The organism is Kineosporia rhizophila (assembly GCF_021277265.1).
GTDB classification, from domain to species: Bacteria; Actinomycetota; Actinomycetes; order Actinomycetales; family Kineosporiaceae; genus Kineosporia; species Kineosporia rhizophila.
This window is the reverse complement of sequence record NZ_JAJSOH010000052.1, coordinates 1-18362: the sequence shown is the minus strand read 5'-3', so window position 1 is coordinate 18362 and position 18362 is coordinate 1. Positions and strand designations below refer to the sequence as shown.

Genomic DNA, 18362 nt, shown 5'->3' with positions numbered 1-18362 from the left:
GAAAAATCCGGGAGTCGTCCGACGATGTTCCGGGCAGGATGGGTCCGTGAACCATGTTCTGTCCGGACTTGCTGCCAACGCCAGCCTGCCGCCCGAGCTCCTCGACCGCCTGATCGCGGTCGCCGATACCGAGACCGCTACGCACCTCGTGCACCGGCCCGATCTCAGTCATGCACAGGCGATAGCACTCGCCTCTCGCGCCGAGGAAATCGCTGTCTCGCTTGCCCATGCCGGCAGGATCACCGCCGACGACGTTGACCCCACAACGCAACCCTACGTCGCGCTCGCCCTGCTGACCAACGGCGTGGGGAGGTCAGAGTGGGCCCAGGCCTTCGCGAGGGCCCCGGACGTCAAGCACCGCGTAGAACTGGCCGCCTGCCCCGGTCTTTCCCCGGATGTGGTGGAGGTGCTGGCCATCGACTCGGACGTACGGGTCGTGGCGGAACTCGCACTGTGGACCACTTCGCAGACGGCCGCCAGACTTGCTGTGCACCCGCACGCTGAGGTCCGTCGCGCGGTAGCGGCCAACGAAGCGACACCGCCGGCCGTACTCGCGGCCCTACTCACCGAAGCCGGGATGGCCCCCGCACAACGGTGCCTGGTCTGCGACCGTGAAGAGACGCCATTCGTGCATGATCCCGAGTGCCCCCGGCTCGACTGCGACCTGCTGCCCGGCGACTCGTGCGACGGCTCCCACGAATCCACCCGGGAGCAGACGCATCAGCTGGCGATCGAGAACCCGGGCACACCGGACCAGGCTCTCGCGGATTTCGCCGACCATCCTTCGCTGTACCTGCGCTGCCTGCTCGCCGGTCGCCCCAACCTGCCCGCGGCAATCTGCGCCCGGCTCGTCGTAGATCCGCACCCTGAAGTTCGAGCCTGTCTCGCCGAGAAACAGGCGATGGATGGAGAACTGATCCACGCCCTGGCTTTCGACCGCGAACACGAAGTGCGACGCAGGCTCGCGCACAACCCGGTCGTCCCGCTCGACGTGCTGACCCACCTCGCCAGCGCCACGCGGCTCAGCTCCACCCTGTTGCCGCGGATCGCCTCAGCATCTCCCGCCGAGCTCGAAGAACTTGCCGCATCATCGATCCCGGCAGTGCGAACGCTCGTAGCCCATCGGCGCGATCTGCCACCCGCCCTACGCGACACGCTGGCAACCGACCCTGATGCCAAGGTGCTCAAGTCCATCGCTCCTCACCCGGGCCTCTCGGAACGCCTCTTGCGCAGCATGGTCGACCGGCACGGAGTTCGAGTCGCCGCCAAGGTGGCCACCAATCCCGACGCAACACCGGCACTACTGGAAGACCTTGCCCGACACAGGCCAGTGGTGCAGAAAGCGTTTCGCGAGATTGCCCGACATCGCAATGCGTCGGTACCGGCGCTGCTCGCCTGCTTGGCAGACCCCCAGGCAAGACCCATAGCCGCCAGTCACGCGGCCCTGCCGCCGCCCATCATCGAAGAACTACTCACCGACCCCCACGAACGAGTGGCGGAGGCGGCAGCCGCCAACCCCTCGCTGCCTCTCAATGTCATGTGGGAATCGATGCCGCCATCCTGATCCTGCCCACCGACAACCACGCCCCGGAAAACTCTCAAGCACGAGACCACACGGTGCACCATCGACCACCTGGAGACCACGATCGGCCTCAACCAGACAAGGTCAGGAGCACTCCTGAACGCCACCGTTAGCCTACGGTGGTGATCGATCTTGCCACCGCGCTGGCGCAGAGAGTCCTCCAGCGGATTCCGGACGCGCGGCGCGAGCACGAAGCGCTACGTGCCCAGCACCGCGCTCGTGGACTGGGCGAGCCGACTCCAGAAGCCTTCCTCTCCGCCTACAGCCAACAGCTCATCAGCAGGTTCCGACCGGACGAAACCGGCCGCCGGCCGCTGGTGACGTTCGTCGAGCTCATCGAGGACGACTACGGCGTCACCGAAGAACTGGACGTCCTGTTGCAGGAATGCTTTCTCCGCCACCTGCCGCCCGAGCCGACAGACCCGGATCCGGCCGGTGCCCTGGGACTCACGCTCGGGGAAGCAGTCGGGCTGGCCCACCGGTGGCGTGCTCACCCCGACCACCAGGCATTCACCGAGCACCTGGTGTCGCGGGTCCCCGTGCTCGCAGACCTTCTGGACGGCCTCACCGAGTGGGGCGATCACGAGGACGTCAGGCTCCACGGATTCCTGGCTGGCATCGCTTTCTGGGCCACCCGCGAGTGCGCCGACGGCCGTCTGGACGAGGTGCTGCAGGTTCTGGAACTGGTCGATGATGCCTTCGAACCAGGGCCACTGGAGAATCCGATTGCGGTCTCGTTCGTCGAACTGATGCCCCATCCGCATGAGCCCGGTGCGAACCTGGTGGAACATCTGCCGCCGAAGCTACGGGCTGAACGGGCCCGGCAACAGGCGTGGAGAGCCCAGTTCACCGGTCCACCCCGCACAGTAGAACGCTGATGCTCTGGGAGTTTGAGGATCCTGTGCCGCACATTCTGGCTATCTGTTCAGGGCGAAGGATTGAGGAACGGCTTTCCGGCAGTCAGGGCGCCGGCTTTCACCTCGTTCTCGATCTTCCGCGCCTCGTCGCCGCTGTGCGTACGGATGTATCGGAAGGCCAAGTGTGCGTGGATCCAGTCGCGGGTGAGCTTGTCCAAGGACAGGTCGCCGGTGCCGACGCGTTCGATCTCGTCGGGTGTCAGGGAGGGCAGGACGAAGCGGTCGCAGACGTAGATGCAGAACTTGTCGCCGCTGCGGTCACCGTTACGGTGCTGCTTCAGCCGTCCGTGCAGCCCCTCGACGGGTCTGGACGGCTGTGCCTCGTCGTCGGGCTCGGTGTAACGGATGCGGGTGCCGCCGATGCCGACGTAGACGAAGCGGCCGCCTTGCCAGATCGTGTAGACGCCAGCGATGTTCTTTGGGACGGCCGCGGCGGCGAAGTCGGCGAAGGTGTGGAGCTGGCCGGTCTCGAGGTCGGAGATGCTCACGACCGTGGGCCCGGCTGGAGGAAGTTACGGCGGGGGCCCGGAGGAGAAGAGCTGGCTCGTTCAGGTGCCCCGCGTTCCCGCATGCGCCCCAGGATCGCTGGTCTGACATCAGGCGGTGCTGGGGCACAGGTGACTCAACGGGGTTGCCGGGCAGGTGACGGACTTCTCGAAGTCTCCTGGTCAGCGGAGCGAGTCGTATTCGCCGTTCTTGGCTCCCTGGAGCCATGTGGCAAAGCCGGCGGGACTGAGGATGTGGATGGGGCTGGAGGTTCCGAGCTTGCTGTCCCTGACCTGGACCTGCTGGTCAGCCTTGCGCATCTCGACGCACTCACCCGAGCCGCTGCTGGCCGAGGCTTTGATCCACCCGCCGCTCTCGTTCATTACTTGAACTCCTCGATCGGAACGCTGAGCTCGCGCAGTCTCGCGAACGCCTCATGGTAGGCCGTGACGTGCCGTCGGCCTTCGAGGTAGCGGGCACCGGTCAGGGCCTCGAGGTAGACCACGGAGGGCCGCTCGCCATCACGGAACTCCATGAGCGAGAAGCGTGCGGCTAAGCCTGCGTGAGCCTTGGATCGCCGCGGGATGACACGGATGTCGATGCCCGGCCGCTCATTGACGGAGTGCAGGAAGCGTCTCTGCTCAGCCATAACCTTGGCTGAGCCGATTTCGAGCTCGAACGTTCCTATGCCGAGTATCACTTCGACGGTGCGATCGGTGCGGTCGAGCATGGACGTCTGGCGCTCGCTGCGCAGCCTGAGGCGGGTGGCCAACGCGGCTGGGGCGGTGGGCCCGTCGGTATCCATGACGGCTTCGGCGTAGGCGCTCGTCTGGAAGACGCCGGGAACGAGTTCTGGGTGCCAGTAGGCAAGCCGTGAACAGCGTCGCTCGCACGCGAGATACAGGTCGAGCCACCCCGGCACGGCATGCTTGCTGTCCTCCCAGAACGCCTCGGACCGGGCCATGTCCGCGAGCCCGATCAGCTCGTCGGTCTCGGCCCGGTCCAGCTCGTAGAACCGGCACAGCGAGAACACGTCCCCAGGATCACCCTGGATCCCACGTTCGATCTCCCGCAGCTTGGTCAGGCCGAAGAGTTTGGCCTCGGCCACGTCGGCCTGTGTCTTGCCTGCCTGCTTGCGCGCGGCCTCCAGCCGCAGGCCCAGCTCGCTGCGGGCCAGTTGCGATCCCGGCACGTCGCCACCCCCGTGTCTACGTGAATCGTCGATCTGAAGGAGCCTGCTCGGAAACCGAGCGTTGCCCTTTCGATGGACCTGGTGAAGCGTTTCCCCTCAGACGAGGTCGATGACAAAGACTGTAGCTGAACAATTTACGGGGGTTGACCATGGAGCGATCGGAGCCGCCGTCCTGGGACATGGACTGGTTACGAAGCCTTCTGGTGTACGTGCGGCGACACGGTGTCCAGGCCCATGAGGCAAAGCTGCTGGACAGCGAGGCTGTTTCAATCCGTTTCGAACCGCACCTGGCCCAGCCCGAAATTCTTGAAGGGCTGCTGCTGGTCTGGCCGGGTGTCGTGGCGGTCGAGCGTGTGGGGGAGCGGATGGTGCTGGCCCACCGGCAGCCGCCCCGCCGGCAGCTCCGCAAACGCCTGCGGTTCGCCGGCCCGGGACTACGGCTGCGGCCGCGATGAGGATCGGCCGCACGGACCTCCTGGTCAGCGACGATGCCAGCGTCCTGGCTCTGGAGCTGGTCCTGCGCACCGACGACGTCACCGTCTGGTTCGGCAACCGCACCCTCGCGGTCATGGCCCGCGACGCGTTCGCGACCTGGCTGCGCAGAGGCGGCGACCTGGTCGTGGACGACCTGATGTGGACTACCAATGGACGTTTCGCGCGCCTGACGATCGACGGCCACCGCACGTATGTGGTGGACGAGGTGGCGCTGGCACAGTTGGCGCGTCACATGTGAACGCGACGCTGCCAGCGCTTTCCGGGCGGACACACGTCCTCAATCTGTATCGCAACCACGGTGAAAGGCGAGAATCCATGCGGCTGATCCAGCACGATGCCCGTCATCTCTGGTCGAGCACCACAGTGGTCGACACCGAGGCGATCGATCATGAACGGCCGATCGCGCGGGTCGCACTGGAGACCGAGACGGTCCTGATCCGGGTCGCGCAGCGGGTCGACTTCAATCTGCTGGCCGAGCCGGTCGAGGTGATGCCATACCCGCCGCGGATCACGCTGGGGGACTATGAGGTCGATGATGGGCAGGCTCGGGAGATTGCGCGTCATCTGCTGACGGCGGTGGAGTTCGTGGACGGGCTGGGGTGGGCGCGGTCGCCTCGGCGCCCGCGGCTGGTGCCGCGCGGTTGGGTGATGGGCGCGCGCCCTGACGCAGGTCAAGGGCGTTCGCGATATCGCTTCTGGGGTGGTTCTGCTGGTGGTCTGGGCCGGCGCCGTTCACACCGCCCTGGGCCGGACGATGGTCGTCGCGGCTATCAGTCCGAGCGCGGACGCACGTGACGTGGCCAGCCCGGTTGCGGCGTGGGATAGGTCTTTAGTTCCAGAACCCGCCCGCGCTGGTCATTCTTGAGAGGGATGCTGTGCTCCCTGGCCGGTCCTAGAGTCGTGATCGTGACGAAAAGTGCCATCTACTCTCGTGGTTTGGTCCTGGCCGGGCTTGTCCTGGCCCTGACGGGTTGTGCCGACGAGGGCTCACCTCCTACTGCTGAGCAGCGAGAGACAGGGCGAACGGCCGGATTCGACATCGCTCTGATGTACACGACCGAGGTCGAAGGTTACGCCGCCGCAGCCGGGGGTAGCGGGGTCTACGGTGACGCGGGATACCAGCAGATCTACGCCTCAACCAAGGGTGACGACCTGAGGCTCACCGTCGAGCGCGGCACGCTCGACGCGACGAGCTGTGCCGCCCTGCCCGTACCAGGAGCAGAACCGGTAGACGCGAGGGTGCAGTGCACACCTGACGGCGACGGCTGGGTGCGGGCCGCCGGGGATCGGCAGGAATACGCCGTGACGCGCGGCGACCTGCTGGTGCGTGTGAACGGGCTGACCGCCGTGGCCGGCCCGGACCTGGTGCGCTCGGCCGCGAAGCAGGCCCGGCCGATCACCTCCGAGGAGTTCGAGGAGCTCTACCCGGCGGACGAGGCGCGCCCGGGCGAGACCGTCGAGCGCGGCGACATCACCGGCGACAACGCCCCGAACAACGACGTCGGAGCGGGTGGCTGAGCGGAACGGAACCTCCATGCAAAGGTTCCGCATCAATCGTCCTCAATGTGGTTTCGCTTCCCCCTGCAGCGTGGGTAGTTGTGGCACCCGCAGGCGCGATCGCCGGCGTTCAGGAGCCAGAGGTCGTTACGACCGCGCAGGCGACTCGGCGTCGACGGTCGGGGCAAAACCAGAACGCCGACCACCAGTGGACGATGGTCGGCGCCTTGGGTCAGGCCTTCGCTCAGGCCGTGGGGGTGGGCGTCGGGGTCGAGTCGTCGTCGCTGTCGTCCGGGCTGCTGGCGTCGGGCTCGGGGGTCTCGCTGGGTTCGGGTGTCTCGGTCGGCGTGGGCTCGGTCGACTCGGTGGGATCCGGCGTCGGGGTGGCCTTCACGCCCTTGGCGGTCACCCGGACCAGAGTGATGACCTTGGCGGCCTGCCGGGTCTGGACGGTGACCTTGTCACCGACCTTCAGATCGGCCAGCTTCACGCTCTTGCCGTTGCGGGTGATCTTGACGCTGTCGGGGACCTGCAGGGTCAGGCCGGTGGTGCGCAGCTTCTTGTCCCGCCCACCACGGACCTTGACGGTGAGCGTGCCGGCTGACGCGTCGACGGCGCTGAGCGTGCCGTTGTAGATCACGGTCTTGGCCTTGGTCTTCTTGCCGCTCTTGTCGTCCTTGCTGTTCTTGGTGCTCTTGTCGTCCTTGCCGCTGCGGTCCTGCTTCGGGCCGTCGTTGCGGTCCGACTTCACGGCCGAGGAGGCGGACAGGGCCGAGGCGGAGGCAGCGCTCGCCGCGGCACCGGGTACGACCAGGGCGGCGGCGAGTGCGAGCGCGGCGTATCGGCGGTTCATGCATCAGTCCTTCGGTAACCGGGCTACCTCCGTTCCCGTGGGGGCGGGGGAGGTCCCTGGGCTTTGCGTCCCCGGCTCGCACCGGGTTTGCCATGTCGAGACACGCGTTGCTTGCGCGTTCAAGCATGGTGCGGTGTTCGTGGCCGCCCGGGACAGCCGCCGATCCGGTGACGGCCACGAGGGTGGCGTCAGAGGCTGCGGCCGCAAGCGGCACTGTGAATCGAAATGTCCGATAGGGCACCGGCCTATCCGTATATGATGTGGAGAACGTCGTCATCGGTCGGCCGCCACGTATCGCCGCGAACTTCCCCCGATCGACCGTGCGAGACGCCTGTCCCGAGGCGTTCAGCTAGGACTGCTCGTCGTCGAGGAACGTCGACAGGTCGACGTCGCGATCAGCGACCGCGCCCGCCAGGAGCGTGTGACCGTTGTCGCTGTCGGTGAGGACTCGACCGAAGCGGACGTGCGTCAGGTCGGCGCCGCGCAGATCGGCCTGGCGAAGATCACACGCCGAGAAGACGGCGCCACGCAGGGAAGCGCCCCGCAGATTGGCACCTCGCAGGTCGCACATCTTGAAGTGCCCCCCATCGAGAGTGGCCTGCTGCAGATCGGTGCCGACGAAGGAACACCGGTCCAGCCAGAGGAGGTCGGGCAGACGTGCTGACAGCAATGGCAAGCCGTCGAAGTTGAGGCGACGCAAAGTCTGGCCGTAGAAGGCGCCCGCCAACGCCTCGCGCGTTCCCGCTGACATTGCCAACTGATCTCTTCCTCTTGCCGTGGAACGGCTGACTGTGGGCGGACCCTACTCCGCCCCTCGACGCGGGTTCATCATGGCCCGTGCTCCGGGAACCGTAGGCGGTGGTGCGGGGTCCTCGGCCTGTTCCGCATCCTGGAAGTTCTGGGTTCGAGGAAAGCGGGGTGCCCAGGGGCAAGATTCGCAGGCCGCCCTTCTCTGTGAGTTGTGCCGGAACGCCTCCGGGCGGTCGGTGGGTGTGAACGGGTAGGGCTCGTCCGGCGACAGCGCCAGGTCGATCTCCGGGGGTCCGGTATCGGTCCGTGGGCTCTGCCGTGCCGCCACCGGCACCCGGCACAGGTCAGGCTGTGCCGGCGCTGACTTCCCGGGCCACGGCGATGGTGGCGTTCAGCCGGTCGCCGGCCTCGTAGAACATGTAGCTGACTCCGCGGTCGGTCCCGAAAGACGGCGCGGCCGAGCGGCCCCGGTCGGGGATTGTGGCCAGTGGGGTGTGGAACACCCCGAGGTGGGTCTCCCGGTCGAAGTTCGGGCCGACGTCGGTGATGTACATGTTCCCGCTGCTGCCGTGGTAGACGACGTAGGCGGTGCCGTTGCGCTTGAGCAGGTGGGGGCCGGAGACATTGGGTTCCCCGTCGGGCTCGGGGTTGATCAGTGGGGTGGGGGAGTGGGTCCAGGTCCTGCCGTCGCCGGACCAGCCCCAGCAGATCCGCCGCACCCCGCTGATGTTGACCATGAAGAGCATGACGTACTTGTTGTTCTTGCCGGCCACCGTGTGCTCGAAGACCCGGGCGTAGGAGGCCTCGCTCGATCCCGGTACGTCGGAGGTGTCGAGAACGATGCTGTGGTAGGTGAAGTCGATACCGTTCGCCGACGTCGCCAGGCGGGTGGTGGCGTTGTTGCCGTGGAAGTACAACAGGAAGCGCCGGGTGGCGGCGTCCCAGGTGACGTGCGGGGAGGAGACGTGCGGGACGGTGTCGTAGTGCGGCAGCCAGGTGTTGGAGACGATCGGGTTGTTCGGGTACTCGGTGAACTTCCCGTCCAGGGTGTTGCCGTAGGCCAGGCAGATCCCACCGGGGTTCTCGTGGGGGGCGTAGTAGAGGTAGTAGCGGCCCAGCGGGCTGGCGATCTTGTCGTAAACCCCTCGGATGCAGGGGAAGATGACCTCCTGGCGGGAGGGCGGGTAGATCAGGTTCGCCTTGGTGAAGGGCGTCCCGATGTACTCGTAGCTGGGGAATCCGGCGGGAGCGGCTCCCGCGGCTGGTGTGGCCGTTGCTGCCTGGGTGGGCAGGGCCCGGCCGGCCACGGCGGCGGTGCCGCCGAGCGCGACGGCGCCGCGCAGGAGCTGGCGGCGATCGAGACCGGTCATCATTGACCTCCTCTGGGAGTGCCCGCACGCAGCGGGCGGGAAGTCCATATCGTCGACGTCCGGGACGGTCGTCGGCAAGCTGCTAATACGAATTAATCAAGCTCTTTGTTCATCGGCGGCAAATCCGGCCAAACTCTTGACGGCTCGCCCCGGGGGTGTCCAGTCTGTGAGAGCGCACTGCTAATGCGCATTAGTCACAGAAAGGGGGCAGGATGGCCTCCACACGTCGCCTGACCCAGCGCGACATCGCCCGGATGACGGGGGTCAGTCAGGCCACCGTCTCGCTGGTGCTCAACGGCCGGGCCGACGGCGAGGTGCGGATCGCGCCGGAGACCCGCGACCGGGTGCTGCAGGCGATCCGGGACAGCGGCTACGTGGCGGACCCGATCGCCCGACGGCTGGCGGCCCAGCACAACCGCATCATCGGGGTGTTCGGTTACGAGCCGGTGTTCGGTGTCGGCAGCGCGCACTTCTATCACCCGTTCCTGGTCGGCATCGAGGAGCAGGCCGAGGCCCAGGGCAGCGACCTGCTGCTGCTGACCAGCGCCCCGGTCGTCGACGGGCGGCGGCGGATCTTCCACGAGGGCAACCGGATTCGGCTGGCCGACGGGTGCATCCTGCTCGGCCGCTCACTGGACCCCGAAGATCTGCAACGCCTCCTGCACGACGGCCTGCCGTTCGTCTCGGTCGGCCGGCGCGACGACGCAGGGGGTCCGGTTCCCTACGTCGGAGCCGACTATCCCTCCGCGGTGGCCGAACTGGTGCAGCAGGCGGCTGCGCTCGGGCACGAGCGGATGGCCTACGTCGGCGAGGGCGCCGGGCCGGAGTCCTGGGCCGACCGGATGAGCGGCTTCCAGGCCGGCGCAGCCGCGACCGGGGTCGAGATCCGGCACGAGCGTGGACCGGACCTTGCCGCCGTGCTGGAGTCGATCGCCTCGTCAGGCGTCACGGCGGTGCTGGTGGAGGAGTACAGCGACGCGGTGGCGCTGGCCCGGCTGGCCGCCGGGCGCGGGCTGGCAGTGCCACTCGACCTGTCCGTGCTCACCCTGGGCCAGCCCACCCGCCCGGTGCAGGGAGAGCCCCTGCAGTTCACAGGTTTCGAGATCCCCCGTCACCAGATGGGCCGGGAGGCGGTACAGGTGCTGACCGGCCTGATCGACGGTTCGGGCCGGCGTCCCCAACGGCTCCTGCCCTGTCCCCTCGTGGAGGGAGCCACGCTGGCTCCGCCACGTCGCAGAAGAACGAGCAGAAAGCAGGGCAACGGTGCCTGAACTGCATGCGCACGTGCTGGTCGTGGGTGGTGGCCTGGGCGGTGTCGCCGCAGCCCTGGGGGTGCTGCGCTCAGGCCGGGCGGTGGTACTGACCGAGGAGTTCGACTGGCTGGGTGGTCAGCTGACCAGCCAGGCCGTGCCGCCGGACGAGCACACCTGGGTCGAGCGGTTCGGCGTCACCGCGTCCTACCGCGAACTGCGCGACCGGATCCGCGACTACTACCGCCGCAACTACCCCCTCACCGATGCTGCCCGCAGGCAGGTAGAACTCAACCCGGGGGCCGGGTACGTCAGCCGGCTGTGCCATGAGCCGCGGGTGGCGGTGTCGGTCATCGAGGAGATGCTGGCCCCGTACCTGGGCTCGGGCCGGCTGACCCTGTTGCAGCCCTACCGGCCCACCGCCGCCCAGACCGACGGTGACCGGGTGCTCGCCGTCACCGTGACGCACCGGGACACCGGCGAGGCCATCGACATCAGCGCCGACTACGTCCTGGACGCCACCGAGACCGGCGACCTGCTGCCGCTGACCGGCACCGAGTACGTCACCGGGTTCGAGTCCCGCCTGGAGACGGGGGAGCCCAGCGGCCCCGAGGACGCGCAGCCGGGCAACATGCAGGCCGTCTCGGTGTGTTTCGCGGTCGACGAGGTGCCGGGGAACGTGGTGATCGACAAGCCCGAGGGCTACGACTTCTGGCGCTCGTACGCTCCGCAGTTCTGGGGCGGGCCGCTGCTGTCCCTGGACGCCCCGAACCCGCGCACCCTGAGGCGCAGCTCACGGGACTTCACCCCGAATCCGGACGACGACCCGCTGCAGGTGGTGGCCGATCAGCGGCTCAGCGGCGGCGACCAGAATCTGTGGACCTTCCGTCGGATCGCGGCCCGCCGGATGTTCACCCCCGGCGCCTACGCCAGCGACATCTGCCTGGTGAACTGGCCGATGATCGACTACTGGCTGAGCCCGGTGATCGACGTGGCCGATCCGCAGCAGCACATCGCCCGGGCCCGTCAGCTGTCCCGTTCGATGTTCTACTGGCTGCAGACCGAGGCGCCGCGCGCCGACGGCGGCACCGGGCATGCAGGTCTGCGGTTGCGCGCCGATGTCACCGGCAGCAGCGACGGCCTGGCGATGGCACCCTACATCCGCGAGTCCCGCCGGATCCGGGCCGAGTACACCGTGGTGGAGCAGGATCTGGCGCTCAGCGTCCGCGGGGACAAGGGGGCCGTGGAGTACCAGGACACGGTGGGCGTGGGGATGTACCGGATCGACCTTCACCCTTCCACAGGCGGCGACACCTACATCGACGTCGGCTGCTGCCCCTTCCAGATCCCTCTGGGGGCGCTGATCCCGGTCCGGATGCAGAACCTGCTGCCGGCCGGCAAGAACATCGGCACCACCCACATCACCAACGGCGCTTACCGGCTGCACCCGGTGGAGTGGAACATCGGCGAGGTCGCGGGGCACCTGGCCGCCTTCTGCCTGGACCACGACACCTCGCCCCGGGCCGTGCGCAACACCCCCGCCCAGCTGACCGCCTTCCAGGCCCGCCTGGACGCGGCCGGGGTGGAGCGGCACTGGCCCGACGTCTCGGGCTACTGACCCAGTTGACGCAGTCATGACAAAGGAGTGCATGATGAGAACGCGTATCGTCCTGGCCGGGATCCTCGCCGGTGCAACGGTTCTGAGCGCCTGTGGAAGTGACGAGCCGGCCGCCTCCGACGGCCCGGCGAACCTGCGGATGACGATCTGGACCGCGAACGAGGAGCACCTGGCCCTGTTCGAGGAGATCGCCGCCGGCTACCGCCAGAGCCACCCGGACGTCTCGGTGAAGTTCGACCCCATCCCGTTCGAGAACTACACCACCACCCTGACCACCCAGATCGCCGGGGGCAACGGGCCCGACCTGGCCTGGGTGCTGGAGGAGTCGGCCCCCGACTTCGTCCAGTCCGGGGCGATGCTCCCGCTGACCGAGACGCTTGAGAAGACCGAGGGTTACGAGCTGGACGACCTGAGCGAGTCGGCCACCGCGCTGTGGAGGAACTCGGGGGAGCTGTACGCGTACCCGTTCTCCACCTCCCCGTTCGGCGTCTTCGTCAACACCGACCTGCTGAAGGAGGCGGGACAGCCGGTGCCAGGCGAGGACTGGACCTGGGAGCAGGCTTTCGCGGCCGGGGCGGCCGTGCAGAAGGAGACCGGCAAGGCCGGGATCGTGGTGCGGGACTTCGACTTCAAGAACTGGGGCAACCTGGCCACGGTCTGGACCGGCTGGGGCGCCCGGGCCTGGAGCGAGGACGGAAAGACCTGCGAGTTCAACCAGGCCCCGATGGTGGAGGCGATGAGCGCCCTGCACGAGGCCGTCTTCGAGGACCAAGCGGTGCCCGGTCCGGGCACCACCGCGGACTTCTTCGCCGGTGACGCGGCCATGACGATCACCCAGATCTCCCGGGCCTCGCTGCTGGAGGAGGGAACGTTCGAGTGGGACCTGGTGCCGCTGCCGGCCGGGCCCGCCGGCGAGTACTCGGTGGTCGGCCAGGCCGGGCTGGGCGTGCTGAAGCAGGGCGAGAACACCCAGGCGGCGGCCGAGTTCCTGGCCTACTTCACCAATCCCGAGAACTCGGCCAAGCTGGCGAAGTTCTTCCCGCCGGCCCGGGGCAGCCAGCTCTCGGCCGAGACGATGGCCGAGAGCAACCCGCTGCTGTCGCCGCAGCAGTTGCAGTCGGTGGTGGTCGAGGGGATCGAGGACGGGGTGGTCAAGCCCAGCCACACCGACGCGGCCCAGATCGCCCAGACCGTGCGCAGCGCGCTGGACCCGCTGTGGACGCCGGACGCCGACGTCAAGAGCGTGCTGGACGGCGTCTGTTCCCAGATCAGCCCGCTGTTGGCGGGTTAGGGATGACCCTCCTGACCGAACGTCCCCAGCAATCCCCAGCACCGACGTCCAAAAGCATTTTCTGGACGATCAACCGACGCGAGAACCTCGCCGGGTGGCTGTTCATCGCACCGCAGGTGGCCGGGACCGTGGTCTTTGTCCTGGTGCCGCTGGTCCTGGTGGGCTGGTACAGCCTGCACGAGTGGAACGTCCTGGCCGGAGAGTTCACCTGGACCGGCAGCGAGAACTACCGGCAACTGGCGGACGACCCGAATCTGCCCAAGGTGCTCGTGGCCACGGCCGTGTTCTCGGCCGGGCTGCTGGTGCTGAACCTGTCGCTGGCCCTGCTGCTGGCCGTGCTGCTGAACCAGAGGCTGCGCGGCACGGTGGTCTTCCGGACGCTGTTCTTCTCACCGGTGGTGGTCTCGATGATCGCCTGGACCATCGTGTGGGGCTTCCTGCTACAGGACAACGGCGGCATCAACGGCCTGCTGGACGGGGTCGGGGTGGACGGGCCGAACTGGCTGCGCGGGGACGCGACCGCGATGGCCTCGGTCGTGGTGGTGCAGGTGATCAAGAACGTCGGGCTGAACATGGTGCTCTTCCTGGCTGCCCTGCAAGGGGTTCCGGGAGACCTGTACGAGGCGGCGCGGGTGGATGGGGCGAGCCGCTGGCGTTCGTTCCGCAGCATCACCGTGCCGATGATCAGCCCGACCATCCTGCTCACCTCGATCATCACGGTGGTCGGCTCGCTGCAGGTGTTCGCCCAGATCGCCGTGCTCACCCAGGGCGGGCCGGGCAGTTCCACCACCGTGCTCGTGTACTACCTGTATCAGCAGGCCTTCCAGTTCCACCATCTCGGCTACGGCGCCACACTGTCGCTCCTGCTCTTCGTCATCGTGCTGGCTCTGACGATCGTGCAGTGGCAGATGCGCAGGAAGTGGGTCTTCCATGAGTCCTGAACTGTCCCCCCGGGCGAAGGTGTGGGTCTACGGCCTGCTCTGCCTGCTCGCCGTGCCGTTCGTGTTCCCCACCTGGTGGATGGTCACCAGTTCGGTGAAACCGGTCAGCGAGATCCTGGCGTTCCCGCCGTCGCTGCTGCCGACCAGCTTCAGCCTGGACTCCTACCGCACCGTGTTCGAGGCCCAGCCCTTCGCCCGCCAGTACCTCAACAGCATGTACATCGCCCTGGTGTGCACGGTGGGGACGCTGGCGGTCTCCTCGGCGGCCGGGTACGCCTTCGCCCGGATCCGCTTCCGCGGCCAGAACGCCATGTTCGTCGTGGTCCTGACCGGGCTGCTGATCCCGAGCGAGGTGACCATCGTGCCGTTGTTCCAGATGTTCAACCGCTGGGGCATGATCGACACCCACTGGCCGCTGATCCTGGTGCCGGTCTTCGGCGCGCCCAGTGTGCTGGCCACGTTCATCATGCGGCAGTTCTTCATCGCGCTGCCGCACGAACTGGAGGAGGCCGGGCGGATCGACGGACTGGGCCGGTTCGCGATCTTCTGGCGGATCGTGCTGCCGCTGTCCCGGCCGGCCCTGGGCGCGGTCGCGATCTTCACCTTCCTGCATTCCTGGAACCTGTACCTGGAGCCGATCGTGTTCCTGTCCACGCCGGAGAACTTCACGTTGCCGCAGGCTCTGACCCAGTTCACCGACGCTTACGGCGGGCCGTCCTGGGGCACCCAGCTCTCCGCCGCGACCCTCACCGCCCTGCCGGTCCTGGTGGTCTTCGTCATCGCACAGCGGCAGTTCGTCGAGGGACTGGCCCACACCGGCCTGAAGGGGTGAGCGGGGCGCACACGCCTGATCGGTGACGCGCCGACCGCCAACGTCAAGGCCTCGCTCTCCGGCGGCCCGGCTCTGTTCTACGCCGACATTCCCGCCGCGCTCTTCGGCTGACCGGGGCAGAAAGGGAACGTCGACCACCGATGGACGATGGTCGGCGCCTTGGGTCAGGCCGTGGGGGTTGGCGTCGGGGTCGAGTCCTCGTCGCTGTCGTCCGGGCTCCCGGTCGGGGACCTGCAGTGTCAGGCCGGTGGTACGCAGCTTCTTGTCCCGCCCGCCGCGCACCGTGACCGTGAGCGTTCCCGCCTTGGTGGAGGCCGCGTTCATCAGAGTGCCACCATCACGGACATGATCCGCAGCAACAACGAGGCTGCCGGCCCGCGCCGCCAAGGTCGGGATCAGGCGAGATCGGCGTGGATGAACGAGATCCGGCGACCTGTGAACGAGATGTCAAAGATCCCGCCGGTCTGGCCGCCCGGGAAGTCCCCGGTGAAGTGGACCTGGACATGGAGGGTATCGGGTGTCGGGGTGACGCCGACCAGCTGGGTCTGGGTGCGGTAGCCGATGAAGTAGTCCCGGTAGTAGTCCTCGATGCCGTTCAGGCCCTCGAAACGCCTTCCGACGGAGGGTTCGTACAGCACCGCCTCCTCAGCGAAGAACCGGAGAACGAGCTGGGAGTCATGGCTGTTGAGCGCTGCAATCCACTCGCGGACTGTGCTTTCCTGCTTTTGGAGCGTCATTTCGTTGTCCTTTCGGTGAGCTGTGGCGCTGCAGCCGCAGCGCTTCGGGGTCGCCCTTCTTGACCAGCGTGCGCAGGGACCGTTGAACGACCCCGGCGGTGCTCGGTTGCGGATCCTGCAGCCACCGGCGGACGGTGGCCACGCCGAGAGAGGGCGCGTCCCGGCTGAGGTCGTTGAGGTGGCTGGCCACCGAGCGCCTCACGTACTGGCTCGGGTCGCGGTAGAGGGCCTCGAGCACGGGCACGGTGATCCCGGGCCTGCCCGTGATCTGAGGGACTCGCAAGGCCCCTGGCAGCGAGGGGCGTGTGCCCTCCGACGCCAGCCGCCTCACGTCGGCGTCGGGGGAGACTGTCCAGTCCTGAACGATGGCCAGGGCCCGGTCCAGGTCGTGCCGCAGGAGCATGCGCAGGGCGAACTCCGAGGTCAGCAGGGTGGTGAGCTCGGCCAGTAGCCGCATGGCGTCGTCGAAGGCCGCGGGCCCGCCGTCGTCCACCGCCCGCGCGGCCAGGGCCGTCGTGACCGGCCAGATCATCCATCCCTCGAAGACCCTCGCGCGGTCCCGGGCCGCCCGCACCGTGGTGGCCATCTCCTGGTATCCGCCGGGTACGTCCGCCAGCAGGGCGTCGCGCAGGAGATCCGAACGTGCCCGCAGCGACAGAGATTCCAGGCTCCCTGCGGCCGTCCTGAGGTGGGGCAGGTCGGCCTGGGGAAGGGCTGCTCGCACGGCGTGAGCCAGGTTGCGCGTGGTCCAGTCGCTGATGAGCTCTCCGGCCAGGGGCATGAGCGGGTCACCGCTTGAGCGTGATGGTCTGGCGCTCGGTGAACTCCAGGAGACCGGCCGAGCCGCTCTCGACCCCGATCCCGGACTGTCCCAGCCCGCCGAAGGGCACCAGGGGGGACAGGTGCATGACTTCGTTGACCCAGACCGTGCCGGAGGTGATGCGGCGGGCCACCGCCAGGGCCGCGTCGGTGTCGGCGGACCACACCGATGCGCCCAGGCCGTACTCACCGGCGTTGGCCAGGGCGATCACCTCGTCCACGTCGGTGTACCTCAGCAGCGGCAGCACCGGCCCGAACTGCTCCTCCTGCACGATCCGGGCGCTCTCGGGAGGGTTGCCGATGATCGTGGGGCGGATGAACAGGCCACCCTGGGCTATGAGTTCGGGGCCGGGCAGGCCCCCGGTGAGGATGTCGTGGCCCTGCTCCAGGCTGTCGCGAAGCAGGTCGAGCACGGTGTCGTACTGACGGCGGTTGGAGACCGGGCCGATCTGGACGCCCTCGGTGCGCCCGTCGCCCACGCTCACCTGATCGGCCAGTCGTACCAGGCGCTCGGCGACCTGCTCGTAGATGTCGGCGTGCACGTAGATGCGCTTGCTGGCCAGGCAGATCTGCCCGGCGTTGCTGAACGCCGCCCAGAACAGTTTCTCCGACACCTCATCGGGGCCGGCGTCCGGCAGCACGATCGCGGGGTCGTTGCCTCCCAGTTCCAGCGTGACCCGGGTGAGCGTGGCTCCGGCCCCGGACATGACGTCACGGCCGGTGGCGGTCGAGCCGGTGAAGCTGATCTTGTCGAAGCCCGGGTGCGTGCTGACCCAGGCGCCCAGGCCGCCGCGACCGGTGATCACGCTGACCACCCCGGCCGGTACGACGTCCCTCAGGATCTCGCCCAGCCGCAGCGAGGACAGGGGCGTGAATCCGGAAGGTTTGATGACGACCGTGTTGCCCGCGAGCAGGGCCGGGCCCAGCTTGAACGACAGCTGCCCCAGGGGGTAGTTCCAGGGGGTGATGGCCGCGACCACGCCCAGGGGCAGACGACGCGTCACGGACAGCCGCTCGGCATCGTCCTGGTTCACCGTCTCGGGCAGGTCCAGGGGCGCCGTGCGGCGCAGCCACAGGCTCAGGCCGGCCACCTCGGCGAGGGCGAGCGGCAGGGGCTTGCCCTGCTCGGCCGTCACGAGCTCGGCCAGTTCGCCGGCGCTGTCGTCGATGGCGTCGGCCATCGCCTCCAGATAGGTGCGTCGCTGTGGCAGGCTCAGGGCGGCCCAGCCCGGCTGAGCCGCCCGGGCCGAGGCCACCGCGTCGTCGAGTTGCTCACGAGTGGCGTCCGGCGCCAGGCCCGCGGTGCGCCCGGTCGCGGGGTCCGTCACCTCGAACGTCGCGAGGGTCTGCGCGGCGGTTCCTGCCACGGTCATGGTCAGAGCACTCGTGGTTCGCATGGGCATGTTTCTTCACCATTTCTCTGGGGACCAGAACTTCTGAGATTGATCCTGAGCGTGTGGACGTGCGGGTGGGAGGTTGCCGCTGCCTGGGTGTGCGGCACCCAGGCAGCGGCAGCCTCCCTCAGCCGGGGCGGATGGGCTGGACTGCTGTCAGTCCCCAACCGTTCCCGGCACGAAGGATCCGTTCCCATGAGCACGCAGTCCAAGATCGTCCTGGTCACCGGCGCCAGCAGCGGTATCGGTCAGGCCACGGCCGCCCGTCTGGCCCGTTCCGGGCACCGTGTCGTGGCGGGGGCCCCCCCGCCCGCCGCCCCCCCCCCCCCTGCGGGGTC

The 18362-nt window shown here is 68.1% G+C and carries 22 protein-coding genes and 1 riboswitch; of the genes, 12 read left to right on the top strand and 10 right to left on the bottom strand.

Features of this window, described 5'->3' with window-relative positions; all coding sequences use genetic code 11:
* The first annotated feature begins 46 nt into the window (after positions 1 to 46).
* On the top strand, positions 47 to 1564 hold the full coding sequence (locus tag LWF15_RS34880) for a hypothetical protein (protein ID WP_232815283.1): 1518 nt from the start codon (positions 47 to 49) through the stop codon (positions 1562 to 1564).
* A 140-nt stretch (positions 1565 to 1704) separates the two neighbouring features.
* On the top strand, positions 1705 to 2460 hold the full coding sequence (locus LWF15_RS34875; RefSeq protein ID WP_232815282.1) for a hypothetical protein: 756 nt from the start codon (positions 1705 to 1707) through the stop codon (positions 2458 to 2460).
* Positions 2461 to 2507: 47 nt separating this feature from the next.
* Here LWF15_RS34875 and LWF15_RS34870 read toward each other — a convergent pair whose 3' ends face one another.
* From LWF15_RS34870 to LWF15_RS34860, 3 genes are all read right to left on the bottom strand, one after another.
* Positions 2508 to 2987, bottom strand: a complete 480-nt coding sequence (locus LWF15_RS34870) for a hypothetical protein (RefSeq protein ID WP_232815281.1) — start codon at positions 2985 to 2987, stop codon at positions 2508 to 2510.
* Positions 2988 to 3167: 180 nt separating this feature from the next.
* Entirely contained in the window at positions 3168 to 3368 is a 201-nt protein-coding gene (locus LWF15_RS34865; protein WP_232815280.1) for a DUF397 domain-containing protein, read from the bottom strand.
* Positions 3368 to 4177, bottom strand: a complete 810-nt coding sequence (locus LWF15_RS34860; protein WP_232815279.1) for a helix-turn-helix domain-containing protein — start codon at positions 4175 to 4177, stop codon at positions 3368 to 3370. The genes LWF15_RS34865 and LWF15_RS34860 overlap by 1 nt, the downstream gene beginning before the upstream one ends.
* Before the next feature lie 149 nt (positions 4178 to 4326).
* On the opposite strand from LWF15_RS34860, the gene LWF15_RS34855 reads away from it, so the two are divergent.
* Complete coding sequence (locus LWF15_RS34855; RefSeq protein ID WP_232815278.1) at positions 4327 to 4632, top strand: hypothetical protein; 306 nt, start codon at positions 4327 to 4329, stop codon at positions 4630 to 4632.
* Positions 4629 to 4910 carry a hypothetical protein gene (locus tag LWF15_RS34850; protein WP_232815277.1) on the top strand — a complete coding sequence of 94 codons (282 nt, stop codon included), beginning with the start codon at positions 4629 to 4631 and terminating at the stop codon, positions 4908 to 4910. The genes LWF15_RS34855 and LWF15_RS34850 overlap by 4 nt, the downstream gene beginning before the upstream one ends.
* Here the strand turns inward: LWF15_RS34850 and LWF15_RS38340 are convergent.
* Positions 4901 to 5236, bottom strand: a complete 336-nt coding sequence (locus LWF15_RS38340; RefSeq protein WP_408624644.1) for a hypothetical protein — start codon at positions 5234 to 5236, stop codon at positions 4901 to 4903. The two genes, LWF15_RS34850 and LWF15_RS38340, sit on opposite strands and share 10 nt — an antisense overlap.
* A gap of 136 nt (positions 5237 to 5372) precedes the next feature.
* Here LWF15_RS38340 and LWF15_RS38335 point away from each other — a divergent pair, with 136 nt between their 5' ends.
* Together LWF15_RS38335 and LWF15_RS34840 are read left to right on the top strand one after the other, a co-directional pair.
* A complete protein-coding gene (locus LWF15_RS38335; protein WP_408624642.1) occupies positions 5373 to 5537 on the top strand; it encodes a hypothetical protein in 165 nt (54 codons plus the stop codon).
* A 182-nt stretch (positions 5538 to 5719) separates the two neighbouring features.
* Positions 5720 to 6190, top strand: coding sequence for a hypothetical protein (locus LWF15_RS34840; protein WP_232815275.1), 471 nt, complete (start codon positions 5720 to 5722; stop codon positions 6188 to 6190).
* A gap of 223 nt (positions 6191 to 6413) precedes the next feature.
* On the opposite strand, the gene LWF15_RS34835 is transcribed toward LWF15_RS34840, so the two are convergent.
* From LWF15_RS34835 to LWF15_RS34825, 3 genes are all read right to left on the bottom strand, one after another.
* Complete coding sequence (locus tag LWF15_RS34835; RefSeq protein ID WP_232815274.1) at positions 6414 to 7022, bottom strand: hypothetical protein; 609 nt, start codon at positions 7020 to 7022, stop codon at positions 6414 to 6416.
* A 10-nt stretch (positions 7023 to 7032) separates the two neighbouring features.
* A riboswitch (cyclic di-GMP riboswitch) is annotated at positions 7033 to 7124 on the bottom strand.
* Positions 7125 to 7371: 247 nt separating this feature from the next.
* Positions 7372 to 7773, bottom strand: coding sequence for a pentapeptide repeat-containing protein (locus LWF15_RS34830; protein WP_232815273.1), 402 nt, complete (start codon positions 7771 to 7773; stop codon positions 7372 to 7374).
* Positions 7774 to 8116: 343 nt separating this feature from the next.
* Positions 8117 to 9142: a glycoside hydrolase family protein gene (locus LWF15_RS34825; RefSeq protein ID WP_232815272.1), complete on the bottom strand. Its 1026-nt coding sequence runs from the start codon at positions 9140 to 9142 to the stop codon at positions 8117 to 8119.
* 212 nt (positions 9143 to 9354) lie between these two features.
* Here LWF15_RS34825 and LWF15_RS34820 point away from each other — a divergent pair, with 212 nt between their 5' ends.
* From LWF15_RS34820 to LWF15_RS34800, 5 genes are read left to right on the top strand one after another with little or no spacing between them, the layout of a single operon-like run.
* Positions 9355 to 10413, top strand: coding sequence for a LacI family DNA-binding transcriptional regulator (locus LWF15_RS34820; protein WP_232815271.1), 1059 nt, complete (start codon positions 9355 to 9357; stop codon positions 10411 to 10413).
* A 1-nt stretch (position 10414) separates the two neighbouring features.
* On the top strand, positions 10415 to 12010 hold the full coding sequence (locus LWF15_RS34815) for an FAD-dependent oxidoreductase (RefSeq protein WP_269811357.1): 1596 nt from the start codon (positions 10415 to 10417) through the stop codon (positions 12008 to 12010).
* A 34-nt stretch (positions 12011 to 12044) separates the two neighbouring features.
* Positions 12045 to 13301 carry an ABC transporter substrate-binding protein gene (locus tag LWF15_RS34810; protein ID WP_232815269.1) on the top strand — a complete coding sequence of 419 codons (1257 nt, stop codon included), beginning with the start codon at positions 12045 to 12047 and terminating at the stop codon, positions 13299 to 13301.
* 2 nt (positions 13302 to 13303) lie between these two features.
* On the top strand, positions 13304 to 14242 hold the full coding sequence (locus tag LWF15_RS34805) for a carbohydrate ABC transporter permease (protein WP_232815268.1): 939 nt from the start codon (positions 13304 to 13306) through the stop codon (positions 14240 to 14242).
* Positions 14232 to 15074 (top strand): carbohydrate ABC transporter permease, encoded by an 843-nt coding sequence (locus LWF15_RS34800; RefSeq protein ID WP_232815267.1) that lies wholly within the window; start codon positions 14232 to 14234, stop codon positions 15072 to 15074. Before LWF15_RS34805 ends, LWF15_RS34800 begins: the two co-directional genes overlap by 11 nt.
* Positions 15075 to 15469: 395 nt before the next feature.
* Here the strand turns inward: LWF15_RS34800 and LWF15_RS34795 are convergent, their stop codons facing one another.
* Genes LWF15_RS34795 through LWF15_RS34785 form a run of 3 tightly spaced genes read right to left on the bottom strand, consistent with a single transcriptional unit; the run spans position 15470 to position 18033 of the window.
* On the bottom strand, positions 15470 to 15811 hold the full coding sequence (locus LWF15_RS34795; RefSeq protein WP_232815266.1) for a YybH family protein: 342 nt from the start codon (positions 15809 to 15811) through the stop codon (positions 15470 to 15472).
* The gene (locus LWF15_RS34790; RefSeq protein WP_232815265.1) at positions 15750 to 16592 is read right to left on the bottom strand and encodes a hypothetical protein; all 843 of its coding nucleotides are present in this window, start codon (positions 16590 to 16592) and stop codon (positions 15750 to 15752) included. Before LWF15_RS34790 ends, LWF15_RS34795 begins: the two co-directional genes overlap by 62 nt.
* Positions 16593 to 16599: 7 nt before the next feature.
* Positions 16600 to 18033, bottom strand: a complete 1434-nt coding sequence (locus LWF15_RS34785) for an aldehyde dehydrogenase family protein (protein WP_232815264.1) — start codon at positions 18031 to 18033, stop codon at positions 16600 to 16602.
* A 186-nt stretch (positions 18034 to 18219) separates the two neighbouring features.
* Between LWF15_RS34785 and LWF15_RS38015 the strand changes: the two genes are divergently transcribed.
* Positions 18220 to 18362 (top strand): SDR family NAD(P)-dependent oxidoreductase (locus LWF15_RS38015; RefSeq protein WP_332879961.1); only part of this gene is annotated, 143 nt, incomplete at its 3' end.

What these genes read in the sequence shown, in the direction of transcription:
- LWF15_RS34865 (WP_232815280.1), bottom strand. Translation starts at nt 3,368, where the DNA reads ATGAACGAGAGCGGCGGGTGGATCAAAGCCTCGGCCAGCAGCGGCTCG.
- LWF15_RS34855 (WP_232815278.1), top strand. Translation starts at nt 4,327, where the DNA reads ATGGAGCGATCGGAGCCGCCGTCCTGGGACATGGACTGGTTACGAAGC.
- LWF15_RS34850 (WP_232815277.1), top strand. Translation starts at nt 4,629, where the DNA reads ATGAGGATCGGCCGCACGGACCTCCTGGTCAGCGACGATGCCAGCGTC.
- LWF15_RS38340 (WP_408624644.1), bottom strand. Translation starts at nt 5,236, where the DNA reads ATGACGCGCAATCTCCCGAGCCTGCCCATCATCGACCTCATAGTCCCC.
- LWF15_RS34840 (WP_232815275.1), top strand. Translation starts at nt 5,720, where the DNA reads ATGTACACGACCGAGGTCGAAGGTTACGCCGCCGCAGCCGGGGGTAGC.
- LWF15_RS34835 (WP_232815274.1), bottom strand. Translation starts at nt 7,022, where the DNA reads ATGAACCGCCGATACGCCGCGCTCGCACTCGCCGCCGCCCTGGTCGTA.
- LWF15_RS34830 (WP_232815273.1), bottom strand. Translation starts at nt 7,773, where the DNA reads ATGTCAGCGGGAACGCGCGAGGCGTTGGCGGGCGCCTTCTACGGCCAG.
- LWF15_RS34825 (WP_232815272.1), bottom strand. Translation starts at nt 9,142, where the DNA reads ATGACCGGTCTCGATCGCCGCCAGCTCCTGCGCGGCGCCGTCGCGCTC.
- LWF15_RS34820 (WP_232815271.1), top strand. Translation starts at nt 9,355, where the DNA reads ATGGCCTCCACACGTCGCCTGACCCAGCGCGACATCGCCCGGATGACG.
- LWF15_RS34810 (WP_232815269.1), top strand. Translation starts at nt 12,045, where the DNA reads ATGAGAACGCGTATCGTCCTGGCCGGGATCCTCGCCGGTGCAACGGTT.
- LWF15_RS34805 (WP_232815268.1), top strand. Translation starts at nt 13,304, where the DNA reads ATGACCCTCCTGACCGAACGTCCCCAGCAATCCCCAGCACCGACGTCC.
- LWF15_RS34800 (WP_232815267.1), top strand. Translation starts at nt 14,232, where the DNA reads ATGAGTCCTGAACTGTCCCCCCGGGCGAAGGTGTGGGTCTACGGCCTG.
- LWF15_RS34795 (WP_232815266.1), bottom strand. Translation starts at nt 15,811, where the DNA reads ATGACGCTCCAAAAGCAGGAAAGCACAGTCCGCGAGTGGATTGCAGCG.
- LWF15_RS34790 (WP_232815265.1), bottom strand. Translation starts at nt 16,592, where the DNA reads ATGCCCCTGGCCGGAGAGCTCATCAGCGACTGGACCACGCGCAACCTG.
- LWF15_RS34785 (WP_232815264.1), bottom strand. Translation starts at nt 18,033, where the DNA reads ATGCCCATGCGAACCACGAGTGCTCTGACCATGACCGTGGCAGGAACC.